The sequence below is a fragment of the Pseudomonas sp. NPDC087803 genome (genome assembly GCF_044742995.1).
Lineage (GTDB): Bacteria > Pseudomonadota > Gammaproteobacteria > Pseudomonadales > Pseudomonadaceae > Aquipseudomonas.
This window is the reverse complement of sequence record NZ_JBIUVO010000013.1, coordinates 42,349-68,212: the sequence shown is the minus strand read 5'-3', so window position 1 is coordinate 68,212 and position 25,864 is coordinate 42,349. Positions and strand designations below refer to the sequence as shown.

Annotated in this window: 27 protein-coding genes; 9 read left to right on the top strand and 18 right to left on the bottom strand. The window is 61.7% G+C overall.

Annotated features, from left to right (window positions below; all coding sequences use genetic code 11):
- Positions 1-149: 149 nt before the first annotated feature.
- On the bottom strand, positions 150-782 hold the full coding sequence (locus tag ACIOUG_RS10740; RefSeq protein ID WP_401065116.1) for a TetR family transcriptional regulator: 633 nt from the start codon (positions 780-782) through the stop codon (positions 150-152).
- Between the two features lie 175 nt (positions 783-957).
- Positions 958-1,422 (bottom strand): hypothetical protein, encoded by a 465-nt coding sequence (locus ACIOUG_RS10735; RefSeq protein WP_401065113.1) that lies wholly within the window; start codon positions 1,420-1,422, stop codon positions 958-960.
- A 385-nt stretch (positions 1,423-1,807) separates the two neighbouring features.
- Between ACIOUG_RS10735 and ACIOUG_RS10730 the strand changes: the two genes are divergently transcribed.
- Entirely contained in the window at positions 1,808-3,883 is a 2,076-nt protein-coding gene (locus ACIOUG_RS10730) for an AsmA family protein (protein ID WP_401065110.1), read from the top strand.
- A 172-nt stretch (positions 3,884-4,055) separates the two neighbouring features.
- Here ACIOUG_RS10730 and ACIOUG_RS10725 read toward each other — a convergent pair whose 3' ends face one another.
- Both ACIOUG_RS10725 and ACIOUG_RS10720 read right to left on the bottom strand, forming a co-directional pair.
- Positions 4,056-4,589, bottom strand: a complete 534-nt coding sequence (locus tag ACIOUG_RS10725; RefSeq protein ID WP_401065107.1) for a bacterioferritin — start codon at positions 4,587-4,589, stop codon at positions 4,056-4,058.
- 91 nt (positions 4,590-4,680) lie between these two features.
- The gene (locus ACIOUG_RS10720) at positions 4,681-5,640 is read right to left on the bottom strand and encodes a LysR substrate-binding domain-containing protein (protein ID WP_401065105.1); all 960 of its coding nucleotides are present in this window, start codon (positions 5,638-5,640) and stop codon (positions 4,681-4,683) included.
- Positions 5,641-5,749: 109 nt separating this feature from the next.
- Here ACIOUG_RS10720 and ACIOUG_RS10715 point away from each other — a divergent pair, with 109 nt between their 5' ends.
- The 3 genes from ACIOUG_RS10715 (at position 5,750) to ACIOUG_RS10705 (ending at position 7,675) form a co-directional block, all read left to right on the top strand.
- Entirely contained in the window at positions 5,750-6,388 is a 639-nt protein-coding gene (locus tag ACIOUG_RS10715) for an FMN-dependent NADH-azoreductase (RefSeq protein ID WP_401065102.1), read from the top strand.
- On the top strand, positions 6,389-6,694 hold the full coding sequence (locus ACIOUG_RS10710; protein ID WP_401065100.1) for a DMT family transporter: 306 nt from the start codon (positions 6,389-6,391) through the stop codon (positions 6,692-6,694).
- Positions 6,695-6,784: 90 nt separating this feature from the next.
- A complete protein-coding gene (locus ACIOUG_RS10705) occupies positions 6,785-7,675 on the top strand; it encodes an esterase/lipase family protein (RefSeq protein WP_401065097.1) in 891 nt (296 codons plus the stop codon).
- A gap of 114 nt (positions 7,676-7,789) precedes the next feature.
- On the opposite strand, the gene ACIOUG_RS10700 is transcribed toward ACIOUG_RS10705, so the two are convergent.
- Positions 7,790-8,677, bottom strand: coding sequence for a DMT family transporter (locus ACIOUG_RS10700; protein ID WP_003221189.1), 888 nt, complete (start codon positions 8,675-8,677; stop codon positions 7,790-7,792).
- Between the two features lie 97 nt (positions 8,678-8,774).
- Between ACIOUG_RS10700 and ACIOUG_RS10695 the strand changes: the two genes are divergently transcribed.
- From ACIOUG_RS10695 to ACIOUG_RS10685, 3 genes are all read left to right on the top strand, one after another.
- Positions 8,775-9,569, top strand: a complete 795-nt coding sequence (locus tag ACIOUG_RS10695; protein ID WP_401065094.1) for an AraC family transcriptional regulator — start codon at positions 8,775-8,777, stop codon at positions 9,567-9,569.
- A gap of 63 nt (positions 9,570-9,632) precedes the next feature.
- Positions 9,633-9,938 (top strand): PsiF family protein, encoded by a 306-nt coding sequence (locus ACIOUG_RS10690; protein ID WP_003221193.1) that lies wholly within the window; start codon positions 9,633-9,635, stop codon positions 9,936-9,938.
- A 169-nt stretch (positions 9,939-10,107) separates the two neighbouring features.
- Positions 10,108-11,121 carry an AI-2E family transporter gene (locus tag ACIOUG_RS10685; protein WP_401065090.1) on the top strand — a complete coding sequence of 338 codons (1,014 nt, stop codon included), beginning with the start codon at positions 10,108-10,110 and terminating at the stop codon, positions 11,119-11,121.
- Between the two features lie 128 nt (positions 11,122-11,249).
- Here the strand turns inward: ACIOUG_RS10685 and ACIOUG_RS10680 are convergent, their stop codons facing one another.
- Positions 11,250-12,524 carry an Hsp70 family protein gene (locus tag ACIOUG_RS10680; RefSeq protein WP_401065088.1) on the bottom strand — a complete coding sequence of 425 codons (1,275 nt, stop codon included), beginning with the start codon at positions 12,522-12,524 and terminating at the stop codon, positions 11,250-11,252.
- Positions 12,525-12,815: 291 nt separating this feature from the next.
- Between ACIOUG_RS10680 and ACIOUG_RS10675 the strand changes: the two genes are divergently transcribed.
- Together ACIOUG_RS10675 and ACIOUG_RS10670 are read left to right on the top strand one after the other, a co-directional pair.
- Entirely contained in the window at positions 12,816-13,766 is a 951-nt protein-coding gene (locus tag ACIOUG_RS10675; protein ID WP_401065085.1) for a DnaJ C-terminal domain-containing protein, read from the top strand.
- 23 nt (positions 13,767-13,789) lie between these two features.
- On the top strand, positions 13,790-14,095 hold the full coding sequence (locus ACIOUG_RS10670; protein ID WP_003221201.1) for a chaperone modulator CbpM: 306 nt from the start codon (positions 13,790-13,792) through the stop codon (positions 14,093-14,095).
- A gap of 139 nt (positions 14,096-14,234) precedes the next feature.
- Here the strand turns inward: ACIOUG_RS10670 and ACIOUG_RS10665 are convergent, their stop codons facing one another.
- The 12 genes from ACIOUG_RS10665 to urtA all read right to left on the bottom strand — a co-directional run bounded on the left by ACIOUG_RS10665 (position 14,235) and on the right by urtA (position 25,856).
- The gene (locus ACIOUG_RS10665; RefSeq protein ID WP_401065082.1) at positions 14,235-15,362 is read right to left on the bottom strand and encodes an ATP-binding protein; all 1,128 of its coding nucleotides are present in this window, start codon (positions 15,360-15,362) and stop codon (positions 14,235-14,237) included.
- A 147-nt stretch (positions 15,363-15,509) separates the two neighbouring features.
- Positions 15,510-17,210, bottom strand: coding sequence for an urease subunit alpha (gene ureC, locus ACIOUG_RS10660; RefSeq protein WP_027613556.1), 1,701 nt, complete (start codon positions 17,208-17,210; stop codon positions 15,510-15,512).
- Between the two features lie 170 nt (positions 17,211-17,380).
- The gene (locus tag ACIOUG_RS10655) at positions 17,381-17,689 is read right to left on the bottom strand and encodes an urease subunit beta (protein ID WP_401065081.1); all 309 of its coding nucleotides are present in this window, start codon (positions 17,687-17,689) and stop codon (positions 17,381-17,383) included.
- The gene (locus ACIOUG_RS10650) at positions 17,686-18,222 is read right to left on the bottom strand and encodes a GNAT family N-acetyltransferase (protein WP_401065079.1); all 537 of its coding nucleotides are present in this window, start codon (positions 18,220-18,222) and stop codon (positions 17,686-17,688) included. The genes ACIOUG_RS10655 and ACIOUG_RS10650 overlap by 4 nt, the downstream gene beginning before the upstream one ends.
- A gap of 4 nt (positions 18,223-18,226) precedes the next feature.
- Positions 18,227-18,760 (bottom strand): GNAT family N-acetyltransferase, encoded by a 534-nt coding sequence (locus ACIOUG_RS10645; RefSeq protein WP_401065078.1) that lies wholly within the window; start codon positions 18,758-18,760, stop codon positions 18,227-18,229.
- 9 nt (positions 18,761-18,769) lie between these two features.
- A complete protein-coding gene (gene ureA / locus ACIOUG_RS10640; RefSeq protein ID WP_003221215.1) occupies positions 18,770-19,072 on the bottom strand; it encodes an urease subunit gamma in 303 nt (100 codons plus the stop codon).
- A gap of 144 nt (positions 19,073-19,216) precedes the next feature.
- Positions 19,217-20,056, bottom strand: coding sequence for an urease accessory protein UreD (locus tag ACIOUG_RS10635; protein WP_401065075.1), 840 nt, complete (start codon positions 20,054-20,056; stop codon positions 19,217-19,219).
- Positions 20,057-20,086: 30 nt separating this feature from the next.
- Entirely contained in the window at positions 20,087-20,785 is a 699-nt protein-coding gene (gene urtE / locus ACIOUG_RS10630; RefSeq protein ID WP_401065074.1) for an urea ABC transporter ATP-binding subunit UrtE, read from the bottom strand.
- A gap of 120 nt (positions 20,786-20,905) precedes the next feature.
- The gene (gene urtD, locus ACIOUG_RS10625; protein WP_401065072.1) at positions 20,906-21,775 is read right to left on the bottom strand and encodes an urea ABC transporter ATP-binding protein UrtD; all 870 of its coding nucleotides are present in this window, start codon (positions 21,773-21,775) and stop codon (positions 20,906-20,908) included.
- On the bottom strand, positions 21,772-22,851 hold the full coding sequence (gene urtC / locus ACIOUG_RS10620) for an urea ABC transporter permease subunit UrtC (RefSeq protein ID WP_401065070.1): 1,080 nt from the start codon (positions 22,849-22,851) through the stop codon (positions 21,772-21,774). The genes urtD and urtC overlap by 4 nt, the downstream gene beginning before the upstream one ends.
- Complete coding sequence (gene urtB, locus ACIOUG_RS10615; RefSeq protein WP_401065068.1) at positions 22,851-24,353, bottom strand: urea ABC transporter permease subunit UrtB; 1,503 nt, start codon at positions 24,351-24,353, stop codon at positions 22,851-22,853. The genes urtC and urtB overlap by 1 nt, the downstream gene beginning before the upstream one ends.
- 237 nt (positions 24,354-24,590) lie before the next feature.
- Positions 24,591-25,856, bottom strand: a complete 1,266-nt coding sequence (gene urtA / locus ACIOUG_RS10610; RefSeq protein ID WP_401065066.1) for an urea ABC transporter substrate-binding protein — start codon at positions 25,854-25,856, stop codon at positions 24,591-24,593.
- Between the last annotated feature and the right edge of the window lie 8 nt (positions 25,857-25,864).

Here is a 25,864-nt window from a genome sequence, read left to right as displayed (position 1 = left end):
GTTTCAAGATGTTGCAGAATTTTGGAAGGTTTTGGTGCGTGAAGATTTTTACATGCACCAATTTGTGGCCAATAAAAAAGATCGCAGCCTTCGGCAGCTCCTACAGGGGATGGGTGTAGGAGCTGCCGAAGGCTGCGATCTTTTGATTTTTACTCGGTACTGCCCAGCCCTTGCCAGTGCTTGAGGCCGATAAAGATGAAGCGCAGTTGCTGGGTGATCTTTGCCTGTGGCGTCAGATGTTCCGGCAGCGCTTCGGCAGGCGGGTCAATGATGTCCGGCAGGGTGGCGAACACCGATTTGACGATCAGGTCGGCGATCACGCTCAAACCGGCGGCGTCCAGATGCTGCAGCTTGGGCATCAGCGTCAGGTCGGTGGCAAGGTCGGCGCTGATGTTTTCGCGCAGGCGGCCAATCGCCTGACGCACCGGCTGCGAGCCGCCGTACTGCTCGCGGGCGAGAAACAGGAATTGCGATCGGTTGGCGCTGACCACGTCGAGGAAGATCCGCACCGACGCATCGATGATGCCGCCCATGACGAATTCGTTGTGGCGCACCAGGCGGATGGTTTCGCGGAAGGTCTGACCGACTTCACTGACCAGCACCAGACCCAGTTCGTCCATGTCGGCAAAATGCCGATAGAAACCGGTGGGCACGATGCCGGCGGTCTTGGTCACTTCGCGCAGGCTCAGGCTGCCGAATCCTCGGCCGCTTTCCATCAAATGGCGGGCAGCGTCCATCAGGGCGTTGCGGGTCTGTTGTTTCTGTTCGGCGCGGGGCAGCATCGCAAGGGCGTTTTCTTGAGCGGGACAAGCGCCGCACTCTAGCAAATCGGCTTTGCTGGCGTCGAACGGCAGGGGAGGTAGGTCATCGAGGGAAATACGGTTTTGCGCTTGGCCAGGCTGAAAAAGTCAAAAGCCCGATCGGCTGATCGGGCTTTTTTTCCAGGCCGCCATGGGCTTAGCTCAAAGCGCTGTTGCGTTCGATCACACGGTCACCACCGCCTTCGGCGAGGGTCTGGCCTTGTGGGGTACGGTCACCACCACCTTCAGCGAGGGTTTGGCCTTGTGGAGTGCGGTCGCCGCCATCGGATGCCAGAGTCTGACCCTGTGGAGTCTTGTCATAGCCGTCTTGCACCAGACCTTTCTCTTCCAGGCGTTCACGGCCGCCTTCTGCTACAGCTTGACCTTGTGGAGTCTTGTCGTAGCCATCTTGTACCAGGCCTTTTTCTTCCAGACGATTACGGCCGTTTTCAGCCAGGGTCTGACCCTGTGGAGTACGGTCGCCGCCGTCGGCAGCAACAGTCTGGCTGAACACCGAGTGGCTGGATTTCACTTGTGGGGTAGCCTGATCGGCAGCGGGCAGGGCGAAAGCAGTGCTGGCTAGCATCGACAGGGTAAGGCTGAGCAGTAATTGGCGTTTCATGATGGGTTGCTCCTTGGGAGGGCGATAAAGTGGGTACGAAGCCAATGCTACTCTCGATAAGTCGATATAAAAGTTCATAAACGCAATGGTAATAATCAACAGAATTGATTGTTCTGCCGAGGCGCTCTAGCTCGGGCGTTTGCGGGCGGTGGTTTTGCACCGTGGTGGGTATTTTCGACTCACTCGCGCCTCGCAAATGGGCGCGTCGCGGTAACGCTGTTCGACCAATCGGTCAGCATTCGGGCGAATTTTTGTCGCGGAATCTATATTCCGATTAAACCTGCGCACTGTTTGCCAGTCGTAGATTTCATGAGGGCCGCTTTGGCCCGCCGTTTCAGCTGTGCGTCGCGACGTCGGCGTGCGGTCGTCATCAGGAGTTTTGTGCATGACGCGCACCGGAAAAATCTTCAGTTGGACCTTCGCCATCCTCGTACTGCTGCTGGCGGTACTGGTTCTGATCATCGTGTTCTTCGATTGGAACCGGATCAAACCGCCGCTCAATGCCAAAGTTTCGGAAGAACTGCATCGACCGTTCGCCATCAATGGCAACCTGGCGGTGATCTGGCAACGCGAGCCGGACGAGGGCGGCTGGCGGGCCTGGGTGCCATGGCCGCACGTAGTGGCTGAGGACCTGACGCTGGGTAACCCGGACTGGTCGAAGCAGCCGCAGATGGTCACGCTCAAGCGCGTGGAATTGCGCATCTCGCCACTGGCGCTGTTGGCGCAACGGGTGACCATCCCGCGCATCGACCTGACCGAACCCAACGCGCAACTGCAACGGCTGGCCGATGGTCGTGCCAACTGGACGTTCAAGTTCGATCCGAAGGACCCGAATGCCGAACCGTCGAACTGGGTGGTGGACATTGGTGCCATCGGTTTCGACAAGGGCCACGTGACTCTGGATGACCAGACCCTGAAAACCAACCTCGACGTGGTGATCGATCCTTTGGGCAAGCCGATTCCGTTCAGCGAGATCGTCGGCGACAAAGCCGCGAAGACCGCGCAGGACAAGGGCGCAGCCCCCCAGGACTATGCGTTCGCGCTGAAGGTCAAAGGCCAATACCACGGCCAGAATCTCACCGGCCAGGGCAAGATTGGCGGGTTGTTGGCGTTGCAGGACGCGAACAAACCGTTCCCGCTGCAGGCCCAGGCGAAGATCGGCGCCACCAGCATCGAACTGGCCGGCACCCTGACTGACCCGCTGAACCTCGGCGCCCTCGATCTGCGCCTGAAACTGGCCGGTGCCAGCCTCGGCAACCTTTATCCACTGACCGGCGTGACCCTGCCGGATACCCCGCCGTATTCCACCGACGGTCACTTGATCGCCAAGTTGCATGACGCCGCCGGGGCGAAATTCACCTACGAGCAGTTCAACGGCAAGATCGGCAGCAGCGACATTCACGGCGATCTGACCTACGTCGCCAGCCAGCCACGGCCAAAACTCAGCGGCGCGTTGCTGTCCAATCAACTGTTGTTCGCCGATCTCGCGCCGCTGATCGGCGCCGACTCCAATGACAAACAGAAGGCCCGCGGCGGCGAGAGTAAACAGCCGACCGACAAAGTGCTGCCGGTGGAAGAGTTCAAGACCGACCGCTGGCGCGCGATGGACGCCGATGTCGAATTCACCGGCAAGCGCATCGTCCACAGCGAAAAACTGCCGTTCACCGACCTGTATACCCACCTGAAACTCAACGACGGCGAACTCAGCCTCGAACCGCTGCGCTTCGGCGTGGCCGGCGGCAATCTGGATGCGCAGATCCGCCTCAACGGTCGCACTGAACCGCTGGAAGGCCGGGCCAAACTGACTGCCCGTGGCTTCAAGCTCAAGCAGTTGTTCCCGACCTTCGAGCCGATGAAAACGAGTTTCGGCGAACTCAATGGCGATGCCGACATCAGCGGGCGCGGCAACTCCGTAGCCAAACTGCTGGGCGGGGCCAACGGCAACCTGAAGATGCTGATCAACGACGGCGCAATCAGCCGTGAACTGATGGAACTGGCGGGGCTCAACGTCGGCAACTATGTGGTCGGCAAGATCTTTGGCGACAAGGAAGTGAAGATCAACTGCGCCGCAGCCGACTTCGACATCAAGACTGGCCTGGCAAGTACGCGGCTGTTTGTGTTCGATACCGAGAACGCGATCATCTACATCGACGGCACGGCGAACATGGCCACCGAGCAACTGGACCTGACGGTGACGCCGGAATCCAAGGGCTGGCGTTTGATCTCGCTGCGTTCACCCCTGTACGTGCGCGGCAAGTTCATCAAGCCGGATGCCGGGGTCAAGGCTGTGCCGTTGATGTTGCGCGGAGCGGGGATGGTTGCGCTGGGCGTAATTGCTGCTCCGGCGGCGGGGCTGCTGGCACTGGTCGCACCGAGCGGTGGTGAGCCGAATCAATGTGCGCCGCTGCTTGAGCAGATGAGGGCGGGCAAGGCGCCCGTGACCGTCAAGCCGACCAAATAAGGCAAGAGCAAAAGATCGCAGCCTGCGGCAGCTCCTACAGTGAATGTAGGAGCTGCCGCAGGCTGCGATCTTTTTGCATCTGTTGCGGCCCCTTCGCGAGCAGGCTCGCTCCCACATTTGAAATGGATTCCAGTGTGGGAGCGGGCTTGCTCGCGAAGGCGGTTCGGAAGGCTTACAGGTCTTTCAGAATGTCGGCCATGTCATCCGCATGCTCTTCTTCCTGCGCGAGGATGTCTTCGAAGATGCGCCGGGTGGTCGGGTCTTTCTCGCCGATGTACTGAATGATCTCGCGGTAGCTGTCGATGGCGATCCGTTCGGCCACCAGGTCTTCGTAGACCATTTCCTTCAAGGTGTTCCCGGCCACATATTGGGCGTGGGACATTTTCGACAGCAGGTCCGGATTGAACTCCGGCTCGCCACCCAGTTGCACGATACGCTCGGCCAGACGGTCGGCGTGTTGTGCTTCCTGGGTCGCGTGTTCAAGGAATTCTTCGGCGGCCACGTGGGCTTTCACACCGTTGGCCATGAAGTAGTGACGCTTGTAGCGCAGCACGCAGACCAGCTCGGTGGCCAGCGACTCGTTGAGCAAGCGCAGCACCTCGTCACGGTTAGCGCTGTAGCTCTCGGTTACCGCGCCGTTCTCGACATGTTGCCGCGCACGTTCGCGCAGGGTTTTGACATCTGACAAGTGCAGGTCGTCGCTCATATTGATCTCCAGGAGGCTAATCCAATGGGCGCCACGCTCTACAGGCGTGATCGCATACCCTGGTTGTGAGTCCTGCGTGATCGAAAAAGTTTTATGAGATTTGCGCCGTTGCCCCTGCAGGCGCTGCCGAAGGCTGCGATCTTGGCGTGAGCCCAGACAACACGGCCTCCTCCTGCAACCAGGCAAAAAATGCCCGCACCGGCGGATGCCGTTCCCGTCCCGGCACACACAGCGCGCTGTACCCGGCACCATCAACCTGCACCTGCCCCTTGTACGGCACCAGCAAGCCGCTGGCGACGCTTTGCGACACCAGAATATTGCTCGCCAGCACCAGACCTTGCCCGGCAATTGCCGCTTGCAGGGCGTAGTGTTCCTCGTCGTATTCACGGATCGCCGGATACTGGTTCAGCCACGACTCGCCGGAGCGGGCGCACCAGGCTTCCCAGCCATGGGCATACAGCTTCGAGTTGTGCCAGCGCACGCTGATCAGCGCCGGCGTGCGCCGGGCGGCCAGCGCCACCTGCTCCGGCGAGCCATACACACCGAAGGACTCATCGAACAGGCACAGACCGTAGAGATTGGGGTAATCGTCGAGGCTGTAGCGCAGCACCAGATCGACGCTGGCGTCCTGATGCAGGTCGATGACTTCGCAGTGGGTATCGAGGCGCACGTTGATGTTCGGGTGCTGCGCATAAAAACGCCCGAGGCGCGGCACCAGCCACAGCGCAGCGAAGGCGGCCGTGGTCGACAGCGTCAGGCTGCTGCCGCTGCGTTGCGGACGCAGGGTGTCGACGCTTTGCGCCACTTCCAGCAGTGCGCCGTGCAGGCTGCGAAACAGTCGTTCGCCGCCCTCGGTCAGGCGCACCTGACGCGGCAAGCGTTCGAACAGCGCCACGCCGAGCCAGTCTTCCAGCGTACGAATCTGATGAGAGATTGCCGTCGGCGTGACCGACAGTTCTTCGGCGGCGGCCTTGAAACTCAGTAGGCGCGAAGCCGATTCGAAGGCGCGCAGGGCGGTCAGCGGCAACGAGGCGAACATTGAAAACTCCATAGATGAAATGAATTCATCCCGACTGATTTTTGCTCATTTGAATGGACGCGGCCACGCGCTTAAAACTGCAAGCCACATGCCGTTTGATTCTAGTTCGGAGCAAATACAGATGAGCAAAATTCTTGCAATTCATGCCAGTCCACGGGGTGACCGTTCGCATTCACGGCGCCTGGCGGAAAGCTTTCTCAGCGCCTGGCAATTGCGCCATCCGCAGGCGCAGGTCACCCGCCGCGAAGTCGGGCGCGCGTTGATCCCGCCAGTCAACGAAGCTTTTGTCGCGGCCGCGTTTCATCCTGAACCCGAGGCGCGCCCCCTGTCGATGCAGGCTGATCTGGCGCTTAGCGATCAGTTGGTCGGCGAGTTGTTCGAACACGATCTGCTGCTGATTTCCACGCCGATGTACAACTTCAGCGTGCCCAGCGGCCTCAAGGCCTGGGTCGATCAGATTGTGCGTCTGGGCCTGACATTCGACCACACCCTGGACAACGGCGTGGCCCAATACACCCCGCTGCTGCAAGGCAAGAAAGCGCTGATCGTCACCAGTCGCGGCGGTTTCGGCTTCGGTCCGGGAGGTGAGCTGGAGGCCCTGAACCACGCCGATCCATGGCTGCGTACGGCGTTGGGGTTCATCGGCATCAACGACGTCACCGTGGTCGCGGCCGAGGGCGAAGAGTCTGCCGAGCGCACCTTTGCAGTGTCGGTGGCCGAGGCTGAGCAGCGTTTGCTCGACCTCGCCCGTGCGTTCTAGATGGCCTGGCTGTTCCTGCTGATCGCCGCCGGGTTCGAGGTGACCTTCGCCATGGGCATGAAGTACGCCGAAGGCTTCACCCGCCTGTGGCCGTCGCTGATCACGGTGCTCGCGGCGATTGGCGGGATCTACTTTCTGACGTTGGCGATGCGTGAATTACCGGTGAGCATCGCCTATCCGATCTGGACGGCCATCGGCTCGCTGGGCACGGTGTTTCTCGGCTTTGCCCTGCTCGGCGAGAGCCTGACCGTGATGAAACTGCTGTCGGTGGGGCTGATTGTGGCGGGGGTGGTGGGCCTGAAGTAGGCTGATGGTGCAGTTGTCATCATCAAGGAGGAGGCTTGGCGAGCGTTTTGCACGTCCGGCATCCACTCACGAACACAAGGATGTTTGCCCATGTCACAAGGTACGGCGACACGTTATCCACTGGTGCTGGTGCCGGGCATGCTCGGGTTTATCCGGCTGCTGCTGTATCCGTACTGGTACGGGATCATCAAGGCGTTGCGCCGTGGCGGGGCGACAGTGATTGCGGTGCAGGTGTCGCCGCTCAATTCCACCGAAGTGCGTGGCGAGCAGTTGCTGGCGCGCATCGACGAGATTTTGCGCGAGACCGGCGCTGTCAGGGTCAATCTGTTCGGTCACAGTCAGGGTTCATTGACCGCACGTTATGCCGCTGCCAAACGGCCGGATCTGGTCGCTTCGGTAACGTCGGTGGCCGGCCCCAATCATGGTTCGGAACTGGCCGACTATCTGCAGAAACACTACCCGGCGAACACTGCCAAGGGTCGTCTGCTTGAAGCGTTGCTGCGTGTTGTCGGCTGGCTGATGGCGTTGCTGGAAACCGGTTACCACGGGCCGAAACTGCCGGTGGACATCCACGCGTCGCATCAATCGCTGACCAGTGACGGCGTGGCGCTGTTCAATCAGCGTTATCCACAGGGCCTGCCCGAAACCTGGGGCGGGCAGGGGCCGGAAGAGGTCAACGGCGTGCGTTATTACTCGTGGTCAGGGACGTTGCAGCCGGGCAAGACCGATCGTGGCGGCAACCTGTTTGATGGAACCAATCGCAGCTGTCGGCTGTTTGCGAAAACCTTCGTGCGCGAGCCAGGGCAGTGTGACGGGATGGTCGGGCGCTACAGCTCGCACCTGGGCACGGTGATTGGCGACGACTATCCGCTGGATCACTTCGACATCGTCAACCAGTCGCTGGGGCTGGTGGGCAAGGGCGCGGATCCGGTGCGGTTGTTTGTCGAGCATGCGGCGCGGCTCAAGGCTGCCGGGGTTTAGCAGTCAAACCGAGTTATCGTTCTTCGCGAGCAAGCCCGCTCCCACATTCGACCGATTTCCAACAGGTGGAATGCGGACAACTGTGGGAGCGGGCTTGCTCGCGAAGAGGCCAGATCAGGCAACGCTGATTCTGCGGCCCAACACGGTGGTCCAACGCTCGGAAAGAATCACCCCCCCCAATGTCAACACCCCACCCACCAGGTGATACATCGCCAACTGCTCCTTCAACACCACCGCCGCAATCAGCGCGGTAATCAGCGGCAGCAAGTTAAAGAACAAGGTCGTGCGGCTCGGCCCCAGACGCTGCACCGCCTGCATCCACGCCAGCGGCGCGAGCATCGAGGCCAGCAGGCACGCGTACAGCACCAGCGGAATGTTCTGCGCGGTGAAACCGGTTTTCGGCGAGGCGGCGTACAGCGGAAACAGCACCACAATCGCCACCAGCACCTGCAGGTACAACAACACCAGCGGTGGCAGACGCAGCTGCCATTTTTTCAGCAGGGTGCTGTAAATCGCATAGGCCAGGGTGGCGATCAGCATCATCGCGTCACCCAGGTTGACTCCGTGTTGCAGCAAGGCGCCGAGGCTGCCGGACGACACCACCACCAGCACCCCGGCGAACGACAGCACTGCGCCGAACAGTGCGCCAGCGGTCAGGCGCTGGCCGAGGCTGATGATTGCCATGGCCAGCGACATCAGCGGCATCAGCGACAGGATGATGCCCATGTTGGTTGCGGTGGTCAGGGTCGCGGCGAAGTAGGCCAGGCTTTGATAGACCGCCATCCCGAGCACGCCGAGGATGAAGATCTTGCCCAGGTTCGGGCGGATCTGCGGCCAGTGCGCGATCACCGCTTTGAGCATGAACGGGGTGAACAGCAGACCGGCGAGCAGCCAGCGGTAGAAACCGATCTCGGCGGGGAAGATCGCCCCGACCGCCAGTTTGTTGATCACGGTATTGCCGGCCCAGATGAAAATCGCCAGCAGCGGAAACGCGTATTGCATGGGGTTAAAACCAGTACGTTGATGAACGCTGATTATCCCCTGTCTGGATGCAGGCCTATACTGCGAACCGGACAACCTGCCTCTGTAACCGGACAGCATGAACAGTAAACACATTGATCTGTTGGATTTCAGCGAGCTGCCGTCGGCGGTGTACTTCCGCTACGCCGATTTCAACGCCCACGAATACGCCGCGCCGCACCGCCATCCGTGGGGCACGCTGGAGTACGCGGCGCACGGCGTGCTGCACATGGACGTCGACGGCAGCCGCTTCATGTCGCCGCCGCAATACGCGGTGTGGGTGCCGCCGCAGGTCGAGCACAGTTTCTACAGCCACCAACCGGTCAACTATCGCGCGGTGTGCCTCGCCCCCAAGGTCTGCGCCGATCTGCCGCCGCGCGCCTGCACTTTGGCGATCAGCGACATCCTCAAGGCGATTCTCAAGGACTTCGCCGCCCGCGACGTGAAGATCCCCGAACTCGACGCTGACCAGCGTCTGGCCCAGGTGCTGGTCGATCAACTGCAACAGGCGCCGGTGCATGAGTGTTATCTGCCGTACGCGAGCAACCCCGGGTTGCTGGCGATTCTCGATGCCTTGCAGGCTGATCCGGGGAATAACCAGCCGCTGGCGCACTGGGCGGCGCAGGTGCACATCAGCGAGCGGACGCTGGCCCGGCAGTTCGTGCGCGAACTGGGGATGAGTTTCGGCGAATGGCGTCAGCGTCTGCGATATCTTGCGGCTATCGAAGCGCTGGAAAGTACCCGCAGCGTGCAGGAGATCGCCTTCGATCTCGGCTACAGCGGCGGCTCGGCCTTCATTGCCATGTTTGCCCGTCAGGCCGGCTGTACGCCGGAGCAATACCGCCGCAGCCATCTGGAGGGCAGGAAGGTGTAACAAGATTTGGCTACACTTCAGCGCAGGCTGCCCCCGTCGGTGCGGCGACAAGGAGAAAACTCCATGAAGATGTTGCGTGTCCCTTTGTTGATGATCGGTCTGCTCCTGTGTTCCCAGGGTTTCGCCGCCACGGCGCAACAGAACAAAATGACCACCTGCAATGCTGACGCTACCGCCAAGAGCCTCAAGGGCGACGAGCGCAAGACTTTCATGAGCACCTGCCTCAAGGCCGCTCCGGCTGCCAACGACGCCAAAGTGCTGACCCCGCAGCAGGAAAAAATGAAAACCTGCAACGCCGACGCGAAAACCAAGGCCCTTACCGGCGATGCGCGCAAGACCTTCATGAGTGATTGCCTGAAGAAAAAATAAGGTCAAAAGATCGCAGCCTGCGGCAGCTCCTACATAAGACCGCGATCCTGTAGGAGCTGCCGCAGGCTGCGATCTTTTCGGCGCGACGAGGATGCTGGGCATCTACTCGCTTCGGCGCCGGATCGCTGGCAGACTGCCAATCCTTTTACGCCGTTCGTTTTGAGGCTGTATGCCAACGTTTTCTGAGCGTCATGTTGTGTTTTGGGTCAGTTGCATCATCATCTGCGGCGGTTTGCTGCTGGCATTGCCGCTGCGCTTGTTGCCGAGTCTGCTCGCCGGGTTGCTGGTGTTCGAGCTGGTCAACATGCTCACCCCGCAACTGCAACGGTTGATCGAAGGTCGGCGTGCGCGCTGGCTGGCGGTGGCGCTGCTGGGCACCCTGGTGGTCAGTGTGCTGGCGCTGATTTTTGCCGGTGCCATCAGTTTCCTGCTGCACGAAGCGGAAAACCCGGGCGCCTCGCTCGACAAATTCATGGGTGTGGTTGATCGCGCGCGCGGGCAACTGCCGCCGTTTCTCGATGCCTACCTGCCGGCCAGTGCTGCGGAATTTCGCGTGGCCATCGGCGAATGGGCGAGCAAGCACCTGTCCGAGCTGCAACTGGTGGGCAAGGACGCGGCGCACATGTTCGTCACCCTGCTGATCGGCATGGTCCTCGGCGCGATCATTGCCTTGCAGCGAGTGCCGGACCTGACCAAGCGCAAACCGCTGGCCGCGGCCCTGTTCGACCGTCTGCACCTGGTGGTTCAAGCCTTTCGCAACATCGTCTTCGCGCAGATCAAGATCTCTCTGCTGAATACCCTCTTCACCGCGATTTTCCTCGTTGTGGTCCTGCCGCTGTTCGGCATCAAGCTGCCGCTGACCAAGACCCTGATCGTCCTGACGTTCCTGCTCGGCCTGCTGCCGGTGATCGGCAACCTGATGTCGAACACGCTGATCACCATCGTCGGCCTGTCGCTGTCGATCTGGGTGGCGGTGGCGGCGCTGGGCTATCTGATTTTTATCCACAAGCTCGAATACTTCCTCAACGCGCGCATCGTCGGCGGGCAGATCAGTGCCAAGTCGTGGGAGTTGCTGCTGGCGATGCTGGTGTTCGAAGCCGCGTTCGGCCTGCCGGGGGTGGTGGCGGGGCCGATTTATTACGCGTATCTGAAGAGTGAGTTGAAGCTGGGCGGAATGGTTTAGGGCGATCCTCTGTGGCGAGGGAGCTTGCTCCCGCTGGGGCGCGAAGCGCCCCCCCGCTCTTTGAATCAAGAGCTTGGGCCTGCTGCGCAGTCCAGCGGGAGCAAGCTCCCTCGCCACAGGTTGTGTGATCAGTTCATGGCGCCGTAACGCTTCATCGCCTCAATCGCCAGACCGCTGCCAATGCTGCCAAAAATATTCCCTTCGACATGTCGCGCATTCGGCAGCATCGCCGAGACGCTGTTGCGCAGTGCCGGAATGCCGCTTGAACCGCCGGTGAAGAACACCGTATCGACCTGCGCCACCGACACGTTGGCATCGTTCAACAGCTGCGTGACGCTGCCGCGCACGCGCTCAAGCAAGGCGTCGATGGAGGCTTCGAACAGGGCGCGGCTCAGTTCCACGCTCAGGCCCGGCTCGATCCGGTCCAGCGGTACGTGGCGGCTGTCGGCGTGGGTCAGCTGGATCTTGGTTTCTTCGACTTCCATCGCCAGCCAGTGCCCGGCGCGCTGTTCGATCAGCTTGAACAGACGGTCGATGCCGCCAGTGTCCTCGATGTCGTAGCGCATGCTGCCCAGCGCCAGAGTCGACTTTTGCGAGTACACCGAGTTGATGGTGTGCCAGGTCGCCAGGTTCATGTGGTGGCTGGTCGGCATGTAGGCGCCGCTCTTCATCCGGCTGCCGTAGCCGAACAGCGGCATCAGGCCTTGCAGGCTCAGCTGCTTGTCGAAGTCGGTCCCGCCGATGTGCACGCCGCCGGTGGCGAGGATGTCATCGTGACGGTTGTCCATGCCGCGACGCTCGGGCGACAGGCGCACCAGCGAGAAGTCGGACGTACCACCGCCGATGTCGACGATCAGCACCAGTTCTTCTTTTTCGATGGTCGACTCGTAGTCGAATGCCGCGGCAATCGGTTCGTACTGGAACGACACGTCCTTGAAGCCGAGCTTGCGCGCCACTTCGACCAGGGTGTCTTCGGCTTCCTGGTCGGCCAGCGGGTCGTCATCGACGAAAAACACCGGACGCCCCAGCACCACCTGCTCGAACTCGCGACCGGCGGCCGATTCAGCGCGGCTCTTCAGTTGGCCGATGAACAGCCCCAGCAGGTCCTTGAACGGCATCGCCGTGCCGAGAACGCTGGTGTCGTGCTTGATCAGCTTGGAGCCGAGCAGGCTCTTGAGCGAGCGCATCAACCGTCCTTCGTAGCCTTCCAGGTACTCGTGCAGGGCCAGACGACCGTAAACCGGACGGCGCTCTTCGATGTTGAAGAACACCACCGACGGCAGGGTGATCTTGTCGTCTTCCAGCGCGATCATCGTTTCCATGCCGGGGCGCAGCCAGCCGACGGTGGAGTTGGAGGTGCCGAAGTCGATACCGCAGGCACGGGCTGGAGAGGCGTTGTTCATGTCTTTCGGGTTCCGGTCAAAAAACGGCCGCGCAGTGTATGTCAGTGCGCGGCAGATTCGAAGGCCGGTCATCTGCTATTTCGCGACTAAGCTTCTTGAAAGTCGCAGCTTCGCCCCAAACTTGCTGGCATGGGCCGGCAGACATACCGGCGGTCGCAAGAACCGTCGTCCACTGCCGATAAACTTCTGCTGCGCCACCCGGTCACAAAGTTGAGATCGGTCAACCCGGCACGCGCGAATGAGCGCATGCTGGCCTCGGCGCGAAATCGATAACGGATGGTGATTCCTTCGATGGACTTCAAAGACTATTACAAGATACTCGGCGTGGAGCCGACAGCGGACGACAAGGCGATCAAGGCTGCCTATCGCAAGCTGGCGCGCAAATACCACCCCGATGTCAGCAAGGAAAAAGACGCCGAGGCCAAGTTCAAGGACGCCTCGGAAGCCTATGAAGCGCTGAAAAGCGCCGACAAACGCGCCGAGTACGACGACCTGCGCCGTTATGGCCAGCATGGTCAGCCGTTTCAGGGCCCACCGGGCTGGCAGAGCCGTGGCGGTTTTGGCGGCGGCGGTGGCGACACCGGCGACTTCTCGGACTTCTTCAGTTCGATCTTCGGCAATCGCGGCCCCGGTTTCGGTGGCGGCGAAGGTCGGCAACAACGCAGTGCAGGGCGCCGAGGGCAAGACGTGGAAATGGAACTGCCGGTCTTCCTTGAGGAGACCCTGTCGGACGAATCGAAGAAGGTCAGCTTCCAGGTCCCGCAATACAACGCCAATGGGCAGCACGTCAGCAACACCAGCAAGAGCCTGAACGTGAAGATCCCGGCGGGCGTGACCGACGGCGAGCGTATCCGCCTCAAAGGCCAGGGCGCACCGGGCATCGGTGGCGGGGCCAATGGCGATCTGTACCTGACCATTCGCTTTGCACCGCATCCGAAATTCGATGTCGAAGGCGAAAACCTGATCATCACCCTGCCATTGGCACCGTGGGAGCTGGCGCTGGGCGCTGAAGTCGCCGTGCCGACCCTGACCGGCAAGATCAACCTCAAGGTTCCGGCCGGCAGCCAGAATGGCCAGCGCATGCGCGCCAAGGGGCATGGCTTGAAAAACAAGGCCGGTGAACGCGGTTATCTGTTCGTCCAGCTCAAGGCCGTGATGCCGAAAACCTCGGACGACGAGGTCAAGGCGCTGTGGCAGGAACTGGCGAAGAAAGCCGCGTTCAACCCACGCGAGAACTTCTGAACCCGACGACGGAGTAGCCCATCATGAGCAGCCCCCTGATCGTTCAACTGGACATGGCAGAATTCTGTGAGGCGGCCGATCTGTCGGACGTCTACGTGATCGAAATCGTCGAACACGGCATCCTCGAACCTCAGGGCGCGCAGCCCCGGGAATGGCGGTTCACCGATTACGAGCTGAGCCTGGCCAAACGCGCCGCGAAGTTGCGGCGCGAGCTGGAGCTGGAGTGGGAAGGGGTCGCCCTGGCACTGAATCTGCTGGAGGAAGTGCATGAGTTGCGGGCGGAAAACCGGATGCTCAGGCAGCGCTTGGGGCGCCTGGTGGTCGAGTAGGTTCTCGGTGGTATGGGCCGGCCTCATCGCTGGCAAGCCAGCTCCCACAAGGAACTATGTCGTACACAAAGTTTGTATTTGACTCCGGACCTGTGGGAGCTGGCTTGCCAGCGATGAAATTCACCGCAGATTTCCCTGCTTAAACCTTTCTCGGCAACACCACACTGAACAACGTCCCGTCAGCCTCGCTTGAGCTGACTTTGATCGTCCCGCCATGGGCAATCACCACTTCCTTGACGATAAACAGGCCCAACCCGAGGCTGGTCGATGGCTGCCCGAGTTCTTCGTCGGCGCTGCGCACCAGCGGGTCGAAAATCGTGCCGATTGCCTCCTCGGAGATCGGTGTGCCGTAGTTGTGCACCGACAGGTACACGTTGTCGCCTTCGCCACTGATGGCGAGGGTTACGTCGCGGGTGTGGCTGCCGTGCTGCAGGGCGTTGCCGATCAGGTTTTGCAGTAATTGATCGAGCCGCCCGGCGTCCCAGGTGCCGCGTGTGTCGCCGCTCACCTTGAGCTTCGGATCGGATAGCGGATTACCGGCGCAGGCTTCGGCAATCGCCGCTCGCGCTGCAACGGCCAGATCCATCGGCACCGGCTCGATCGGCAGGCTTCGGCCCAGACGACTGCGCACCAGTTCCAGCAGATCGCTGACCATCGTCGCCATGTGCCGCGCACCGCGCTTGATGTGCTGGGCGCAGGCCAGCGCATCGCCCTCAAGGCTGGATTTGCGCAGCAGCAGTTCGGTGGACATGCTCACCGCCTGCAGCGGCGCGCGCAGGTCATGGCCGAGGATGGCGAGGAAAATGTCCCGCGAGCGGTTGACCTGCTCGGCGTAGGCCGCTGTGGATTCGGCGAGGGCTTCGTCGATGGCTTCGTTGAAACGGATCATGTCCTGAAAATAGGTCATGTCCGGTGACGTCAGGCTGCTCACCCAGCGGCGGATCACGCAGGCGCGCAAATGGCGGAATTCGCTGGTCATCTGCACCAGATCGAAACCGACGGTGTGGCGCAGTTCGCCATGGCTGGCGCCGGCCTCGTCCAGACTCGGGGTCTTTTCCGGGCCTTCGCCCTTGGCTTTGGCAGCCTGTTCGGCGGCGCTTTGCGGCTTGTTCATGTCGCGCGCGGCGGCCCGCAGAATCTCGCTGGCGTGATCGCGCAGCGCAGTGGAATCCAGATAGTCGGCGGCCGGCGTGATGGTCGCTGCGAACTGTTCCCACTCATCGACGATAGGGTCGATATTGGCCACGATGAACTCGGAAAGACGCATGGGCAGTTCCTGAAAATAGGCGGAGCGAATCGAATATTAGCCCCTTTGGCGGGAAATACACGACCGTTTGCACCGTGCTTTTCCAGCACCCTGAAAAAGGCCCTGAAGCCGTGCGCGGGACACGGCTCCGGGGCCTTTTGCCGTGCGTCAGAACAGGAAGTAGCGCTGCGCCATCGGCAGGGTTTCCGCCGGTTCACACCAAAGCAGCACGCCATCGGCCTTGACCTGATAGGTCTGCGGGTCGACGTCGATGTTCGGCAGGTAATCGTTGTGGATCAGGTCGGTTTTCTGCACGTCGCGGCAGCCTTTGACCACGCCGATTTTCTTCTTCAGGCCCAATGCCTCGGGCAGCCCGGCCTCCTGCGCGGCCTGACTGATGAAGGTCAGGCTGGTGGCGTGCAGCGAACCGCCGTAGCTGGCGAACATCGGGCGGTAGTGCACCGGTTGCGGGGTTGGAATCGACGCGTTGGCGTCGCCCATCAGACTGGCGGCGATCGCCCCGCCCTTGAGGATCAGCGTCGGTTTCACGCCGAAGAACGCCGGACGCCAGAGCACCAGGTCGGCCCATTTGCCGACCTCGATCGAACCCACTTCATGGCTGATGCCGTGGGTGATCGCCGGGTTGATCGTGTACTTGGCGATGTAGCGCTTGGCGCGGAAGTTGTCGTTGCCTTCGCCGTCCTGCGGCAGCGGGCCGCGCTGCTTTTTCATCTTGTCGGCGGTCTGCCAGGTGCGTGTGATGACTTCGCCGACGCGGCCCATGGCCTGGCTGTCCGAGCTGATCATCGAGAACGCGCCGAGGTCGTGGAGGATGTCTTCGGCGGCAATCGTCTCGCGGCGGATGCGGCTTTCGGCGAACGCCACGTCCTCGGCGATACTCGGGTCGAGGTGGTGGCAGACCATCAGCATGTCGAGGTGTTCGTCGATGGTGTTGCGGGTAAACGGCCGAGTCGGATTGGTCGAACTCGGCAGCACGTTAGGGAAGCCGCAGGCCTTGATGATGTCCGGCGCATGGCCGCCACCGGCACCCTCGGTGTGGTAGGTGTGGATGGTGCGGCCCTTGAACGCGCCGAGGGTGGTTTCGACGAATCCCGATTCGTTGAGGGTGTCGGTGTGGATCGCCACCTGCACGTCGTACTGGTCGGCGACGCTCAGGCAGTTGTCGATGCTCGCCGGGGTGGTGCCCCAGTCTTCGTGCAGCTTGAGGCCGATGGCGCCGGCCTTGACCTGCTCGATCAGCGGCTCCGGCAGGCTGGCGTTGCCCTTGCCGGTGAGGCCGATGTTCATCGGGAACGCGTCGGCGGCCTGGAGCATGCGCGCCAGGTGCCACGGCCCTGAGGTGCAGGTGGTGGCGTTGGTGCCGGTGGCAGGCCCCGTGCCGCCGCCGATCATGGTGGTGACGCCGCTCATCAGCGCTTCTTCGATCTGCTGCGGGCAGATGAAGTGAATGTGCGTGTCGATGCCGCCGGCAGTCAGGATCATGCCTTCACCGGCGATCACTTCGGTGCTGGCGCCAATGGCGATGGTCACGTTCGGTTGTACGTCCGGGTTACCGGCCTTGCCAATCGCGGCGATACGCCCGTCCTTGAGGCCGACGTCGGCTTTGACGATGCCCCAGTGGTCGATGATCAGCGCGTTGGTGATCAGCGTGTCGACCACTTCGGCGGCGAGCAACTGGCTCTGCCCCTGGCCGTCACGGATCACTTTGCCGCCGCCGAACTTCACTTCTTCGCCGTAGGTGGTGAAGTCTTTTTCGACTTCGATCCACAACTCGGTGTCCGCCAGGCGCACCTTGTCGCCGACGGTGGGGCCGAACATGTCGGCGTAGGCTTGCCGGGAAATCTTCATTTCAATTCCTTGCACAAATTTATTGTGGCGAGGGAGCTTGCTCCCGCTGGGCTGCGCAGCAGCCCCAAAACCTGCCAATGATTTCTTACAGACACACCGCGTTCCCCGAGTTGGCGAGTGCTACGCACTCGAGCGGGAGCAAGCTCCCTCGCCACAGGGTTGTGTGCATGTCAGTCGAGATCACCCATCACCCGCCCGGTAAAGCCGAACACCCGCCGATGCCCGGCATACTCCACCAGCTCGACTTCACGGCTCTGCCCCGGCTCGAAGCGCACCGCCGTGCCGGCCGGAATATTCAGGCGCATGCCACGGCTGGCGGCGCGGTCGAAGGTCAGGGCGTCGTTGGTTTCGAAAAAGTGATAGTGCGAGCCGACCTGGATCGGCCGGTCGCCGCTGTTGGCGACTTTCAGGCTGAGGGTGCGGCGGCCGACATTCAGTTCGATGTCGCCGGGCTGGATCTGATACTGGCCGGGGATCATGGCCGGGCTCCTTGCAGAATCTTGTAGTAGAGGGCGGTCGGTCGATACGTGCCCTGCGGATCGCAGGCGTAATCGGGAATTTCGCCGGCACGTGTGTAACCCAGGGCCTTGTAGAAATCTTCGGCGGGCGAACCGGCCTCGGTGTCGAGGTAGAGCATGCCGCGCTTGTGCTTGGCCGCTTCAAGTTCCAGCGCATTCATCAATTGCTGGCCGAGGCCACGACGCCGCGCCTGTTCGCGCACCAGCAGTTTCTGCACTTCGGCGCGATTGAGGCCGTTGGCCTTCTGGCACAGGCCCAACTGCACGCTGGCCTGCACCTCTTCATCCTTGACCACCACCCAGAGCAACACGCTGCCCTTGTTCACTTGTTGCTGCACTTCATCGAAATAGGCGCGGGCCTGCGCGGCATCGAGGTCGGCCATGAAACCGACGCTGGCGCCATAACCCACGGCGTCGAGCAGCAGATCAATCAGGCCCTGACGATAGTGCGCAAAACTTTCCGCATTGACGCGTCGCAGTTGGGCGGCGTTCATGGTGTCACTCCTTGTTGGCTGCAGGCGGCTCCGCGCCAGGATTGAGGGTCAGTTGCATGAAGGTCAGATCGAGCCAGCGGCCGAACTTGGTGCCGACTTGCGGCATCTGCCCGGTGATGCTGAAACCGGCGCGTTCATGCAGACGAATGGAAGCGGTATTGCCGCTTTCGATGGCGGCGACCATCACGTGCTTGTCGCAGGCTTTGGCCCGCTCGATCAACGCAGTCATCAGTTGCGGGCCAAGGCCGTTGCCGCGTTGGTCGCTGCGCACGTAAACCGAGTGCTCTACGGTGTGGCGGAAACCGTCGAACGGCCGCCAGTCACCAAAGGAAGCGTAGCCGAGCACGCTGTTGTCGGCGTCGACGATCACCAGAATCGGGTAGGCCTGGGCCTGCCGGGCGCTGAACCAGGCCTGGCGGTTGCCGAGGTCGACCGCCGATTCGTTCCAGATCGCCGTGGTGTTGAGCACCGCGTCGTTGTAGATGTCGCGGATCGCCGGCAGATCGGCGTGCAGGGCATCGCGAATGGTGTAGGTCATGGCGCGGCCTCAGACGATCGGTTGGTGGACGGTGACTAGTTTGGTACCGTCGGGGAACGTCGCTTCGACCTGAATCTCCGGAATCATTTCCGGGATCCCTTCCATCACCTGCTCGCGGCTCAGCAGGGTGGTGCCGTAGTGCATCAGCTCAGCCACGGTCTGGCCGTCACGGGCGCCCTCAAGCAGGGCGGCGGAAATGTAGGCCATGGCTTCCGGGTAGTTGAGCTTCACGCCACGGGCCAGTCGGCGCTCGGCGACGAGGCCGGCGGTGAAGATCAACAGCTTGTCTTTTTCGCGTGGGGTCAGGTCCATTTGTTTTTCAAATCTCGGCAGAAGAAAGTTAAGTCGTACACCCTGTAGGAGCTGCCGCAGGCTGCGATCTTTTGATGTTGATTTTTTAAAGCAAGATCAAAAGATCGCAGCCTGCGGCAGCTCCTACAGGGGTTGGATTGCATTTCAGGTGTTCCAGATTCGCGGGGGCTGGGCTTCACGGCCGAGCAGAACCGGGCGTAACAAACGCCACAAATCGATCAGCCAGGCACGGGCGAGCAGTGCTTCTGACGCCAGACACCGGGCTACCAACAGGCCGGGCAACTGGGTCAGATCACCGCGCACGTCATGGCTCAGTGAACGGCAGCGTTCCAGCAATTCGGCATCAATTTCACCGGTGACCAGCAGCGTCGCCAACACCGGATGGCCATCCAGTCCGATCGGTGAATCAAGCAAACCATCATTGCCACTGATGCGTTGACGCTCATGCCAGAGCAATCGCCCGTCGCGGCGGATATCCAGATGCGCTTGAAAGTGTCCGAGGTCGAAGCGCTCGCCACTCGCCGGTCGGCCCAGCGCCACCACGTCCCAGTAGAACAGCCGCGCATCGCCCTCCAGCTCGATCGAGGTGCTGAGTTCGGCCTGGGCGGCGCTGTAGACGATGGTTTCCTGCGGCAGCCACTCCAGCGTCGCGCCAGCCGCGATTTTCAGGTCAAGCTGCTGATACGCCGGCCCCGCTGCGCGATACCACTTGGCGGCGCCGGGACTGGTGATCTGCGCCCAGGCGTCCCGTTCGATGCGGGCGCTGATGTTCAGCCGGTCACCCCCGGCGATGCCGCCCGGCGGGTGGACGATGATGTGCTGGCAGACTTCGGGGCCTTCGGCGTACAGGTGCTTTTGCACGCGCAGCGGGCCGAGGTGTCGGCGCTGAACCGGGCGCGTGCAGTCGCCGAAGCGGGCGTAGGCCAGCTCCAGCTCGGCGTGCCAGCTCGGGGTAAACAGGGCAGTGGAAAGCGCTAAATTCATGGTTTGTAATTATCGTTAGGAAGCTACAGATTAAATTGTTACCAGACCTCGTACACCCTCGGCCTCCATATTTTCACCACGGCCCTGCTGCACGATCTCGCCCCGGGACATCACCAGGTACTGATCGGCCAGTTCGGCGGCGAAGTCGTAAAACTGCTCCACCAGCAAAATCGCCATGTCGCCCCGCGCCGCGAGCTTCTTGATCACCGCGCCGATCTCCTTGATCACCGAGGGCTGGATGCCTTCGGTGGGCTCGTCGAGGATCAGCAAACGCGGACGACTGGCCAGGGCGCGACCGATAGCCAGTTGCTGTTGCTGACCGCCGGACAGGTCGCCGCCGCGGCGCTGCTTCATTTGTAGCAGCACCGGGAACAATTCGTAGATGAAACTTGGTACTTCTTTCGCTTCGCTGCCGGGAAACCGCGACAGGCCCATCAGCAGATTTTCGTCCACCGTGAGCCGGCCGAAGATTTCCCGGCCCTGTGGCACATAGGCGATCCCGGCGTGTACCCGCTGGTGCGGCTTGAGCGTGGTGATCGCTTTGCCTTCCCAGTTCACCACGCCCTCCTTGGCCGGCAACAGGCCCATCAGGCATTTGAGCAGGGTGGTCTTGCCCACGCCGTTGCGCCCGAGCAGGCAGGTGACTTCGCCGACTTTCACGTCAAAGCTCAGGCCGCGCAGAATGTGGCTACCGCCGTAGTACTGGTGCAGCTTGTCGACTTGCAGCATGTTCAAATTCTCCTCAAATCCCTGTGTAGGAGCTGCCGCAGGCTGCGATCTTTTGATCTTGATCTTAAAAACAAGATCAAAAGATCGCAGCCTGCGGCAGCTCCTACAGGGGGTGGATCGTCAGCGGCCGAGGTAGACCTCGATCACCCGCTCGTTTTCCTGCACCTGCTCCAGCGAGCCTTCCGCCAGTACGCTGCCCTGATGCAGCACCGTCACGTGGTCGGCAATCGAGCCGACGAAGCCCATGTCGTGCTCCACCACCATCAGCGAATGCTTGCCGGCCAGCGACTTGAACAGCTCGGCGGTAAATTCGGTCTCGGCGTCGGTCATGCCCGCCACCGGCTCGTCGAGCAGCAGCAATTGCGGGTCCTGCATCAGCAACATGCCGATCTCCAGAAACTGCTTCTGCCCGTGGGACAACAGTCCGGCAGGGCGATTGACCGAGGCCGTCAGACGAATGGTTTCCAGCACTTCGCTGATGCGATCCTTCTGCTCACCGCTCAGGCGTGCGCGCAAACTGGCCCACACTGACTTGTCGGTTTTCTGCGCCAGCTCCAGGTTCTCGAACACGCTGAGGGCTTCGAACACCGTCGGTTTCTGAAACTTGCGCCCGATCCCGGCCTGGGCAATCTGCACTTCGCTCATCTGCGTCAGGTCGAGGGTTTCTCCGAACCACGCCTTGCCGTGACTGGGGCGGGTCTTGCCGGTGATCACGTCCATCAACGTGGTCTTGCCCGCGCCGTTGGGGCCGATGATGCAGCGCAGTTCGCCGACGCCGATGTACAGGTTCAGATTATTCAGCGCGCGGAAGCCGTCGAAGCTGACGCTGATGTCTTCCAGGGTCAGGATCGTGCCGTGGCGGGTGTCGAGGCCCGGGCCGACGCGCTGGCCGAGGCCGATCGAGTCGCGGCTGGTGCCTTCGTCCTTGTTCGGTTCCACGGGGAAAAACGCCGGCTCGAGCATGAATTCAGCACTCGCAGTGACTCTCATTGTTCACCTCGTTTTTTCAGCAGGCCGATCACGCCTTTGGGCAGATACAACGTCACGACGATGAACAGCGCGCCGAGGAAGAACAGCCAGTATTCGGGGAAGGCCACGGTGAACCAGCTCTTCATGCCGTTGACCACGCCGGCACCGAGCAGCGGCCCGATCAGTGTGCCGCGACCGCCGAGGGCGACCCACACTGCCGCTTCGATCGAGTTGGTCGGCGACATTTCGCTGGGGTTGATGATGCCGACCTGCGGCACGTACAACGCTCCGGCCAGACCGCACAGCACCGCGCTCAAGACCCAGACGAACAGCTTGAAGCCGCGCGGGTCGTAGCCGCAGAACATCAGGCGGTTTTCCGCATCGCGCAGCGCGGTCAGCACCCGGCCGAACTTGCTCTGCGCCAGACGCCAGCCGATGAACAGACTCGCTACCAGCAACAGCACGGTCGCCAGAAACAGCACCGCGCGGGTGCCCGGCTCAGTGATGCCGAAACCAAGAATCGTGCGGAAATTGGTGAAGCCGTTGTTGCCGCCAAACCCGGTCTCGTTACGGAAAAACAGGAGCATGCCAGCGAAGGTCAGGGCCTGGGTCATGATCGAGAAATACACGCCCTTGATCCGCGACCGGAAGGCGAAGAAGCCGAACACCAGCGCCAGCAGACCCGGTGCCAGCACCACCAGACACATCGACCAGATAAAACTGCTGGTGCCGCTCCAGTACCACGGCAGTTCGGTCCACGACAGAAAGGTCATGAACGCCGGCAAGCCATCACCGGCGGCCTGACGCATCAGGTACATACCCATCGCATAACCGCCGAGGGCGAAGAACAGGCCGTGACCCAGCGACAGCAGCCCGGCGTAACCCCAGACCAGATCCAGCGCCAGGGCGACGATGGCGTAGCAGAGGATTTTGCCGACCAGCGTCAGCGTATACGCCGACACATGCAGCGCGTTGTCCGGCGCCAGCAGCGAGAGCAGCGGCAGGGCAATCAGCAACGCGAGGATCACCGCGCCGACGGCGAGGGTGAGTTTCGGGCCGGCCTTTTGCGTGGCCGTGACAAGTAGAGGCTGGTTCATCAATCGATCACCCGTCCTTTCAGTGCGAAGAGGCCTTGCGGACGTTTCTGGATGAACAGAATGATCAGCGCGAGGATCAGGATCTTGCCCAGTACCGCACCGATCTGCGGTTCGAGAATCTTGTTGGCGATGCCCAGCCCGAATGCTGCGAGCACGCTGCCGGCAAGTTGACCGACGCCACCGAGCACCACCACCAGGAACGAGTCGATGATGTAGCTCTGGCCGAGGTCCGGGCCGACGTTGCCGATCTGGCTCAGCGCCACGCCACCGAGGCCGGCGATGCCCGAGCCGAGGCCGAAGGCGAGCATGTCGACGCGCCCGGTGGGCACGCCGCAGCAGGCGGCCATGTTGCGGTTCTGCGTGACCGCTCGGACGTTAAGGCCGAGGCGGGTCTTGTTCAGCAACAACCAGGTCAGCACCACCACGAACAAGGCGAAGGCGATGATCACGATGCGGTTGTACGGCAGCACCAGATTCGGCAGCACCTGAATCCCGCCGGACAGCCATGCCGGGTTCGCCACCTCGACGTTTTGCGCCCCGAACAGCAGGCGCACCAACTGGATCAGCATCAGGCTGATACCCCACGTGGCGAGCAGGGTTTCCAGCGGTCGGCCGTAGAGATGGCGAATCACCGTGCGTTCCAGCGCCATGCCGATCGCCGCCGTGACGAAGAACGCCACCGGCAGCGCGATCAGCGGGTAGAACTCGATGGCTTGCGGGGCGTAACGCTGGAACATCAGCTGCACCACGTACGTCGAGTAGGCGCCGAGCATCAGCATCTCGCCGTGGGCCATGTTGATCACCCCGAGCAGGCCGAAGGTGATCGCCAGACCGAGTGCCGCGAGCAGCAGAATCGAGCCGAGGGACATGCCGCTGAACGCCTCACCGAGGATTTCGCCGACCAGCAGTTTGTGTTTCACCTGCGCCAGACTGGTTTCGGCGGCAGTACGCACGCCGGCATCGCTTTCGACGCCGGGTTCGAGCAAGCCTTCGAGGCGGGTGCGGGCCAGTGGGTCGCCGGTTTCACCGAGCAGGCGCACCGCGGCCAGCCGCACCGCCGGATCGCCGTCCACCAGTTGCAGGTTGGCCAGCGCCAGGCTCAGGGCGGCGTGGACGTTCTCATCTTTTTCGCCAGCCAGTTGCTGGTCGAGGAATTTCAGCTGCGCGGGTTTCGCGCTTTTCTGCAATTGCTGCGCGGCAGCCAGACGGATTTTGGCGTCGGCGGCGAGTAATTGGTGGCTGGCCAGAGCGGTGTCGATCAGACCCCGCAGGCGGTTGTTCAGGCGCAGGGTTTTCGGCTGGCCGTCGACGGTCAATTCGCCTTGTTGCAGGGCGTTGATCAGCTCGACACGTGCCGGCTCGGGCTGCGCGGCCCAAGCTTCGAGCAGTTTGGCTTGCTGCACGGGATTGGCGGCGACGAAGTCTTCGGCGTCGCCGGCAAAGGCAGTCATCGGCAACAGCAGTGCCAGGGCCAGGATGAAGCGAAAAAGGGCGGTGGGCATGGTAAGTCGCCTTGACACGGACATTGTGGGAGCTGGTTTTGTGGCGAGGGGATTTATCCCCGATGGGTTGCGAAGCAGCCCTGAATCCAGCGGTCGCGGTGTATCAGATTGATCGCGCCGACTGATTTCGCGACTGCTTCGCAGCCGGTCGGGGATAAATCCCCTCACCACAAAAGATTGTTCCCACAGAGGGATTGTGTCGGGCCGAAAATGCTCATCAGCCCGACACCCAATGGCTCAGTTGCTCTTCACCGCATAATCCGGCTTCTTGTCGTTGCCATCGATAAACGGGCTCCACGGCTGGGCACGGATCGGGCCTTCGGTCTGCCAGACCACGTTGAACTGACCGTCGCTCTGGATTTCGCCGATCATCACCGGCTTGTGCAGGTGGTGGTTGGTCTTGTCCATGGTCAGGGTGTAACCGGACGGCGCGGCAAAGGTCTGGCCGGCGAGGGCTTCGCGGACCTTGTCGACGTCGGTGGACTTGGCTTTTTCCGCTGCTTGCGCCCACATGTGGATGCCGACGTAGGTGGCTTCCATCGGGTCGTTGGTCACCGCTTTGTCGGCGCCCGGCAGATTGTGTTTCTTCGCGTAGGCCTTCCAGTCAGCGACGAACTTCTTGTTCACCGGGTTCTCCACGGACTCGAAGTAGTTCCACGCGGCGAGGTTGCCCACCAGCGGTTTGGTGTCGATGCCGCGCAGCTCTTCTTCACCCACGGAGAACGCCACCACCGGTACGTCGGTAGCCTTCAGGCCCTGGTTGGCCAGCTCTTTGTAGAACGGCACGTTGGAGTCGCCGTTGACCGTGGAAATCACCGCGGTCTTGCCGCCGGCAGAGAATTTCTTGATGTTGGCGACGATGGTTTGATAGTCGCTGTGGCCGAACGGGGTGTAGACCTCTCCGATGTCCTTGTCGGCTACGCCTTTGGAGTGCAGGAACGAGCGCAGGATCTTGTTGGTGGTGCGCGGGTAGACGTAGTCGGTGCCGAGCAGGAAGAAACGCTTGGCACTGCCGCCTTCTTCGCTCATCAGGTATTCAACCGCCGGGATCGCCTGCTGGTTCGGCGCGGCGCCGGTGTAGAACACGTTCGGCGACATCTCTTCGCCTTCGTATTGCACCGGGTAGAACAGCAGGCCGTTGAGTTCTTCGAACACCGGCAGCACCGATTTACGTGACACCGAGGTCCAGCAGCCGAACACCACGGCGACCTTGTCCTGAGTCAGCAACTGCCGGCCTTTCTCGGCGAACAGCGGCCAGTTCGAAGCCGGGTCGACCACCACCGGTTCGAGCATCTTGCCGTTAACGCCGCCCTTGGCGTTGATCTCGTCGATGGTCATCAGCGCCATGTCCTTGAGCGACGTTTCGGAGATCGCCATGGTCCCGGACAACGAATGCAGAATCCCCACCTTGATGGTCTCGGCGGCCTGGACAGTCCAGGTCATGCCCATCGCGGCAATGGATGCCGTGAGTGTGAAAGCCTTGATCAAACTGCGACGCTTCATTGTGCGAT

Excerpts from the sequence above, each read along its gene's own strand:
- ACIOUG_RS10740 (WP_401065116.1), bottom strand. The coding sequence starts at position 782 with ATGCTGCCCCGCGCCGAACAGAAACAACAGACCCGCAACGCCCTGATG.
- ACIOUG_RS10735 (WP_401065113.1), bottom strand. The coding sequence starts at position 1,422 with ATGAAACGCCAATTACTGCTCAGCCTTACCCTGTCGATGCTAGCCAGC.
- ACIOUG_RS10730 (WP_401065110.1), top strand. The coding sequence starts at position 1,808 with ATGACGCGCACCGGAAAAATCTTCAGTTGGACCTTCGCCATCCTCGTA.
- ACIOUG_RS10725 (WP_401065107.1), bottom strand. The coding sequence starts at position 4,589 with ATGAGCGACGACCTGCACTTGTCAGATGTCAAAACCCTGCGCGAACGT.
- ACIOUG_RS10720 (WP_401065105.1), bottom strand. The coding sequence starts at position 5,640 with ATGGAGTTTTCAATGTTCGCCTCGTTGCCGCTGACCGCCCTGCGCGCC.
- ACIOUG_RS10715 (WP_401065102.1), top strand. The coding sequence starts at position 5,750 with ATGAGCAAAATTCTTGCAATTCATGCCAGTCCACGGGGTGACCGTTCG.
- ACIOUG_RS10710 (WP_401065100.1), top strand. The coding sequence starts at position 6,389 with ATGGCCTGGCTGTTCCTGCTGATCGCCGCCGGGTTCGAGGTGACCTTC.
- ACIOUG_RS10705 (WP_401065097.1), top strand. The coding sequence starts at position 6,785 with ATGTCACAAGGTACGGCGACACGTTATCCACTGGTGCTGGTGCCGGGC.
- ACIOUG_RS10700 (WP_003221189.1), bottom strand. The coding sequence starts at position 8,677 with ATGCAATACGCGTTTCCGCTGCTGGCGATTTTCATCTGGGCCGGCAAT.
- ACIOUG_RS10695 (WP_401065094.1), top strand. The coding sequence starts at position 8,775 with ATGAACAGTAAACACATTGATCTGTTGGATTTCAGCGAGCTGCCGTCG.
- ACIOUG_RS10690 (WP_003221193.1), top strand. The coding sequence starts at position 9,633 with ATGAAGATGTTGCGTGTCCCTTTGTTGATGATCGGTCTGCTCCTGTGT.
- ACIOUG_RS10685 (WP_401065090.1), top strand. The coding sequence starts at position 10,108 with ATGCCAACGTTTTCTGAGCGTCATGTTGTGTTTTGGGTCAGTTGCATC.
- ACIOUG_RS10680 (WP_401065088.1), bottom strand. The coding sequence starts at position 12,524 with ATGAACAACGCCTCTCCAGCCCGTGCCTGCGGTATCGACTTCGGCACC.
- ACIOUG_RS10675 (WP_401065085.1), top strand. The coding sequence starts at position 12,816 with ATGGACTTCAAAGACTATTACAAGATACTCGGCGTGGAGCCGACAGCG.
- ACIOUG_RS10670 (WP_003221201.1), top strand. The coding sequence starts at position 13,790 with ATGAGCAGCCCCCTGATCGTTCAACTGGACATGGCAGAATTCTGTGAG.
- ACIOUG_RS10665 (WP_401065082.1), bottom strand. The coding sequence starts at position 15,362 with ATGCGTCTTTCCGAGTTCATCGTGGCCAATATCGACCCTATCGTCGAT.
- ureC (WP_027613556.1), bottom strand. The coding sequence starts at position 17,210 with ATGAAGATTTCCCGGCAAGCCTACGCCGACATGTTCGGCCCCACCGTC.
- ACIOUG_RS10655 (WP_401065081.1), bottom strand. The coding sequence starts at position 17,689 with ATGATCCCCGGCCAGTATCAGATCCAGCCCGGCGACATCGAACTGAAT.
- ACIOUG_RS10650 (WP_401065079.1), bottom strand. The coding sequence starts at position 18,222 with ATGAACGCCGCCCAACTGCGACGCGTCAATGCGGAAAGTTTTGCGCAC.
- ACIOUG_RS10645 (WP_401065078.1), bottom strand. The coding sequence starts at position 18,760 with ATGACCTACACCATTCGCGATGCCCTGCACGCCGATCTGCCGGCGATC.
- ureA (WP_003221215.1), bottom strand. The coding sequence starts at position 19,072 with ATGGACCTGACCCCACGCGAAAAAGACAAGCTGTTGATCTTCACCGCC.
- ACIOUG_RS10635 (WP_401065075.1), bottom strand. The coding sequence starts at position 20,056 with ATGAATTTAGCGCTTTCCACTGCCCTGTTTACCCCGAGCTGGCACGCC.
- urtE (WP_401065074.1), bottom strand. The coding sequence starts at position 20,785 with ATGCTGCAAGTCGACAAGCTGCACCAGTACTACGGCGGTAGCCACATT.
- urtD (WP_401065072.1), bottom strand. The coding sequence starts at position 21,775 with ATGAGAGTCACTGCGAGTGCTGAATTCATGCTCGAGCCGGCGTTTTTC.
- urtC (WP_401065070.1), bottom strand. The coding sequence starts at position 22,851 with ATGAACCAGCCTCTACTTGTCACGGCCACGCAAAAGGCCGGCCCGAAA.
- urtB (WP_401065068.1), bottom strand. The coding sequence starts at position 24,353 with ATGCCCACCGCCCTTTTTCGCTTCATCCTGGCCCTGGCACTGCTGTTG.
- urtA (WP_401065066.1), bottom strand. The coding sequence starts at position 25,856 with ATGAAGCGTCGCAGTTTGATCAAGGCTTTCACACTCACGGCATCCATT.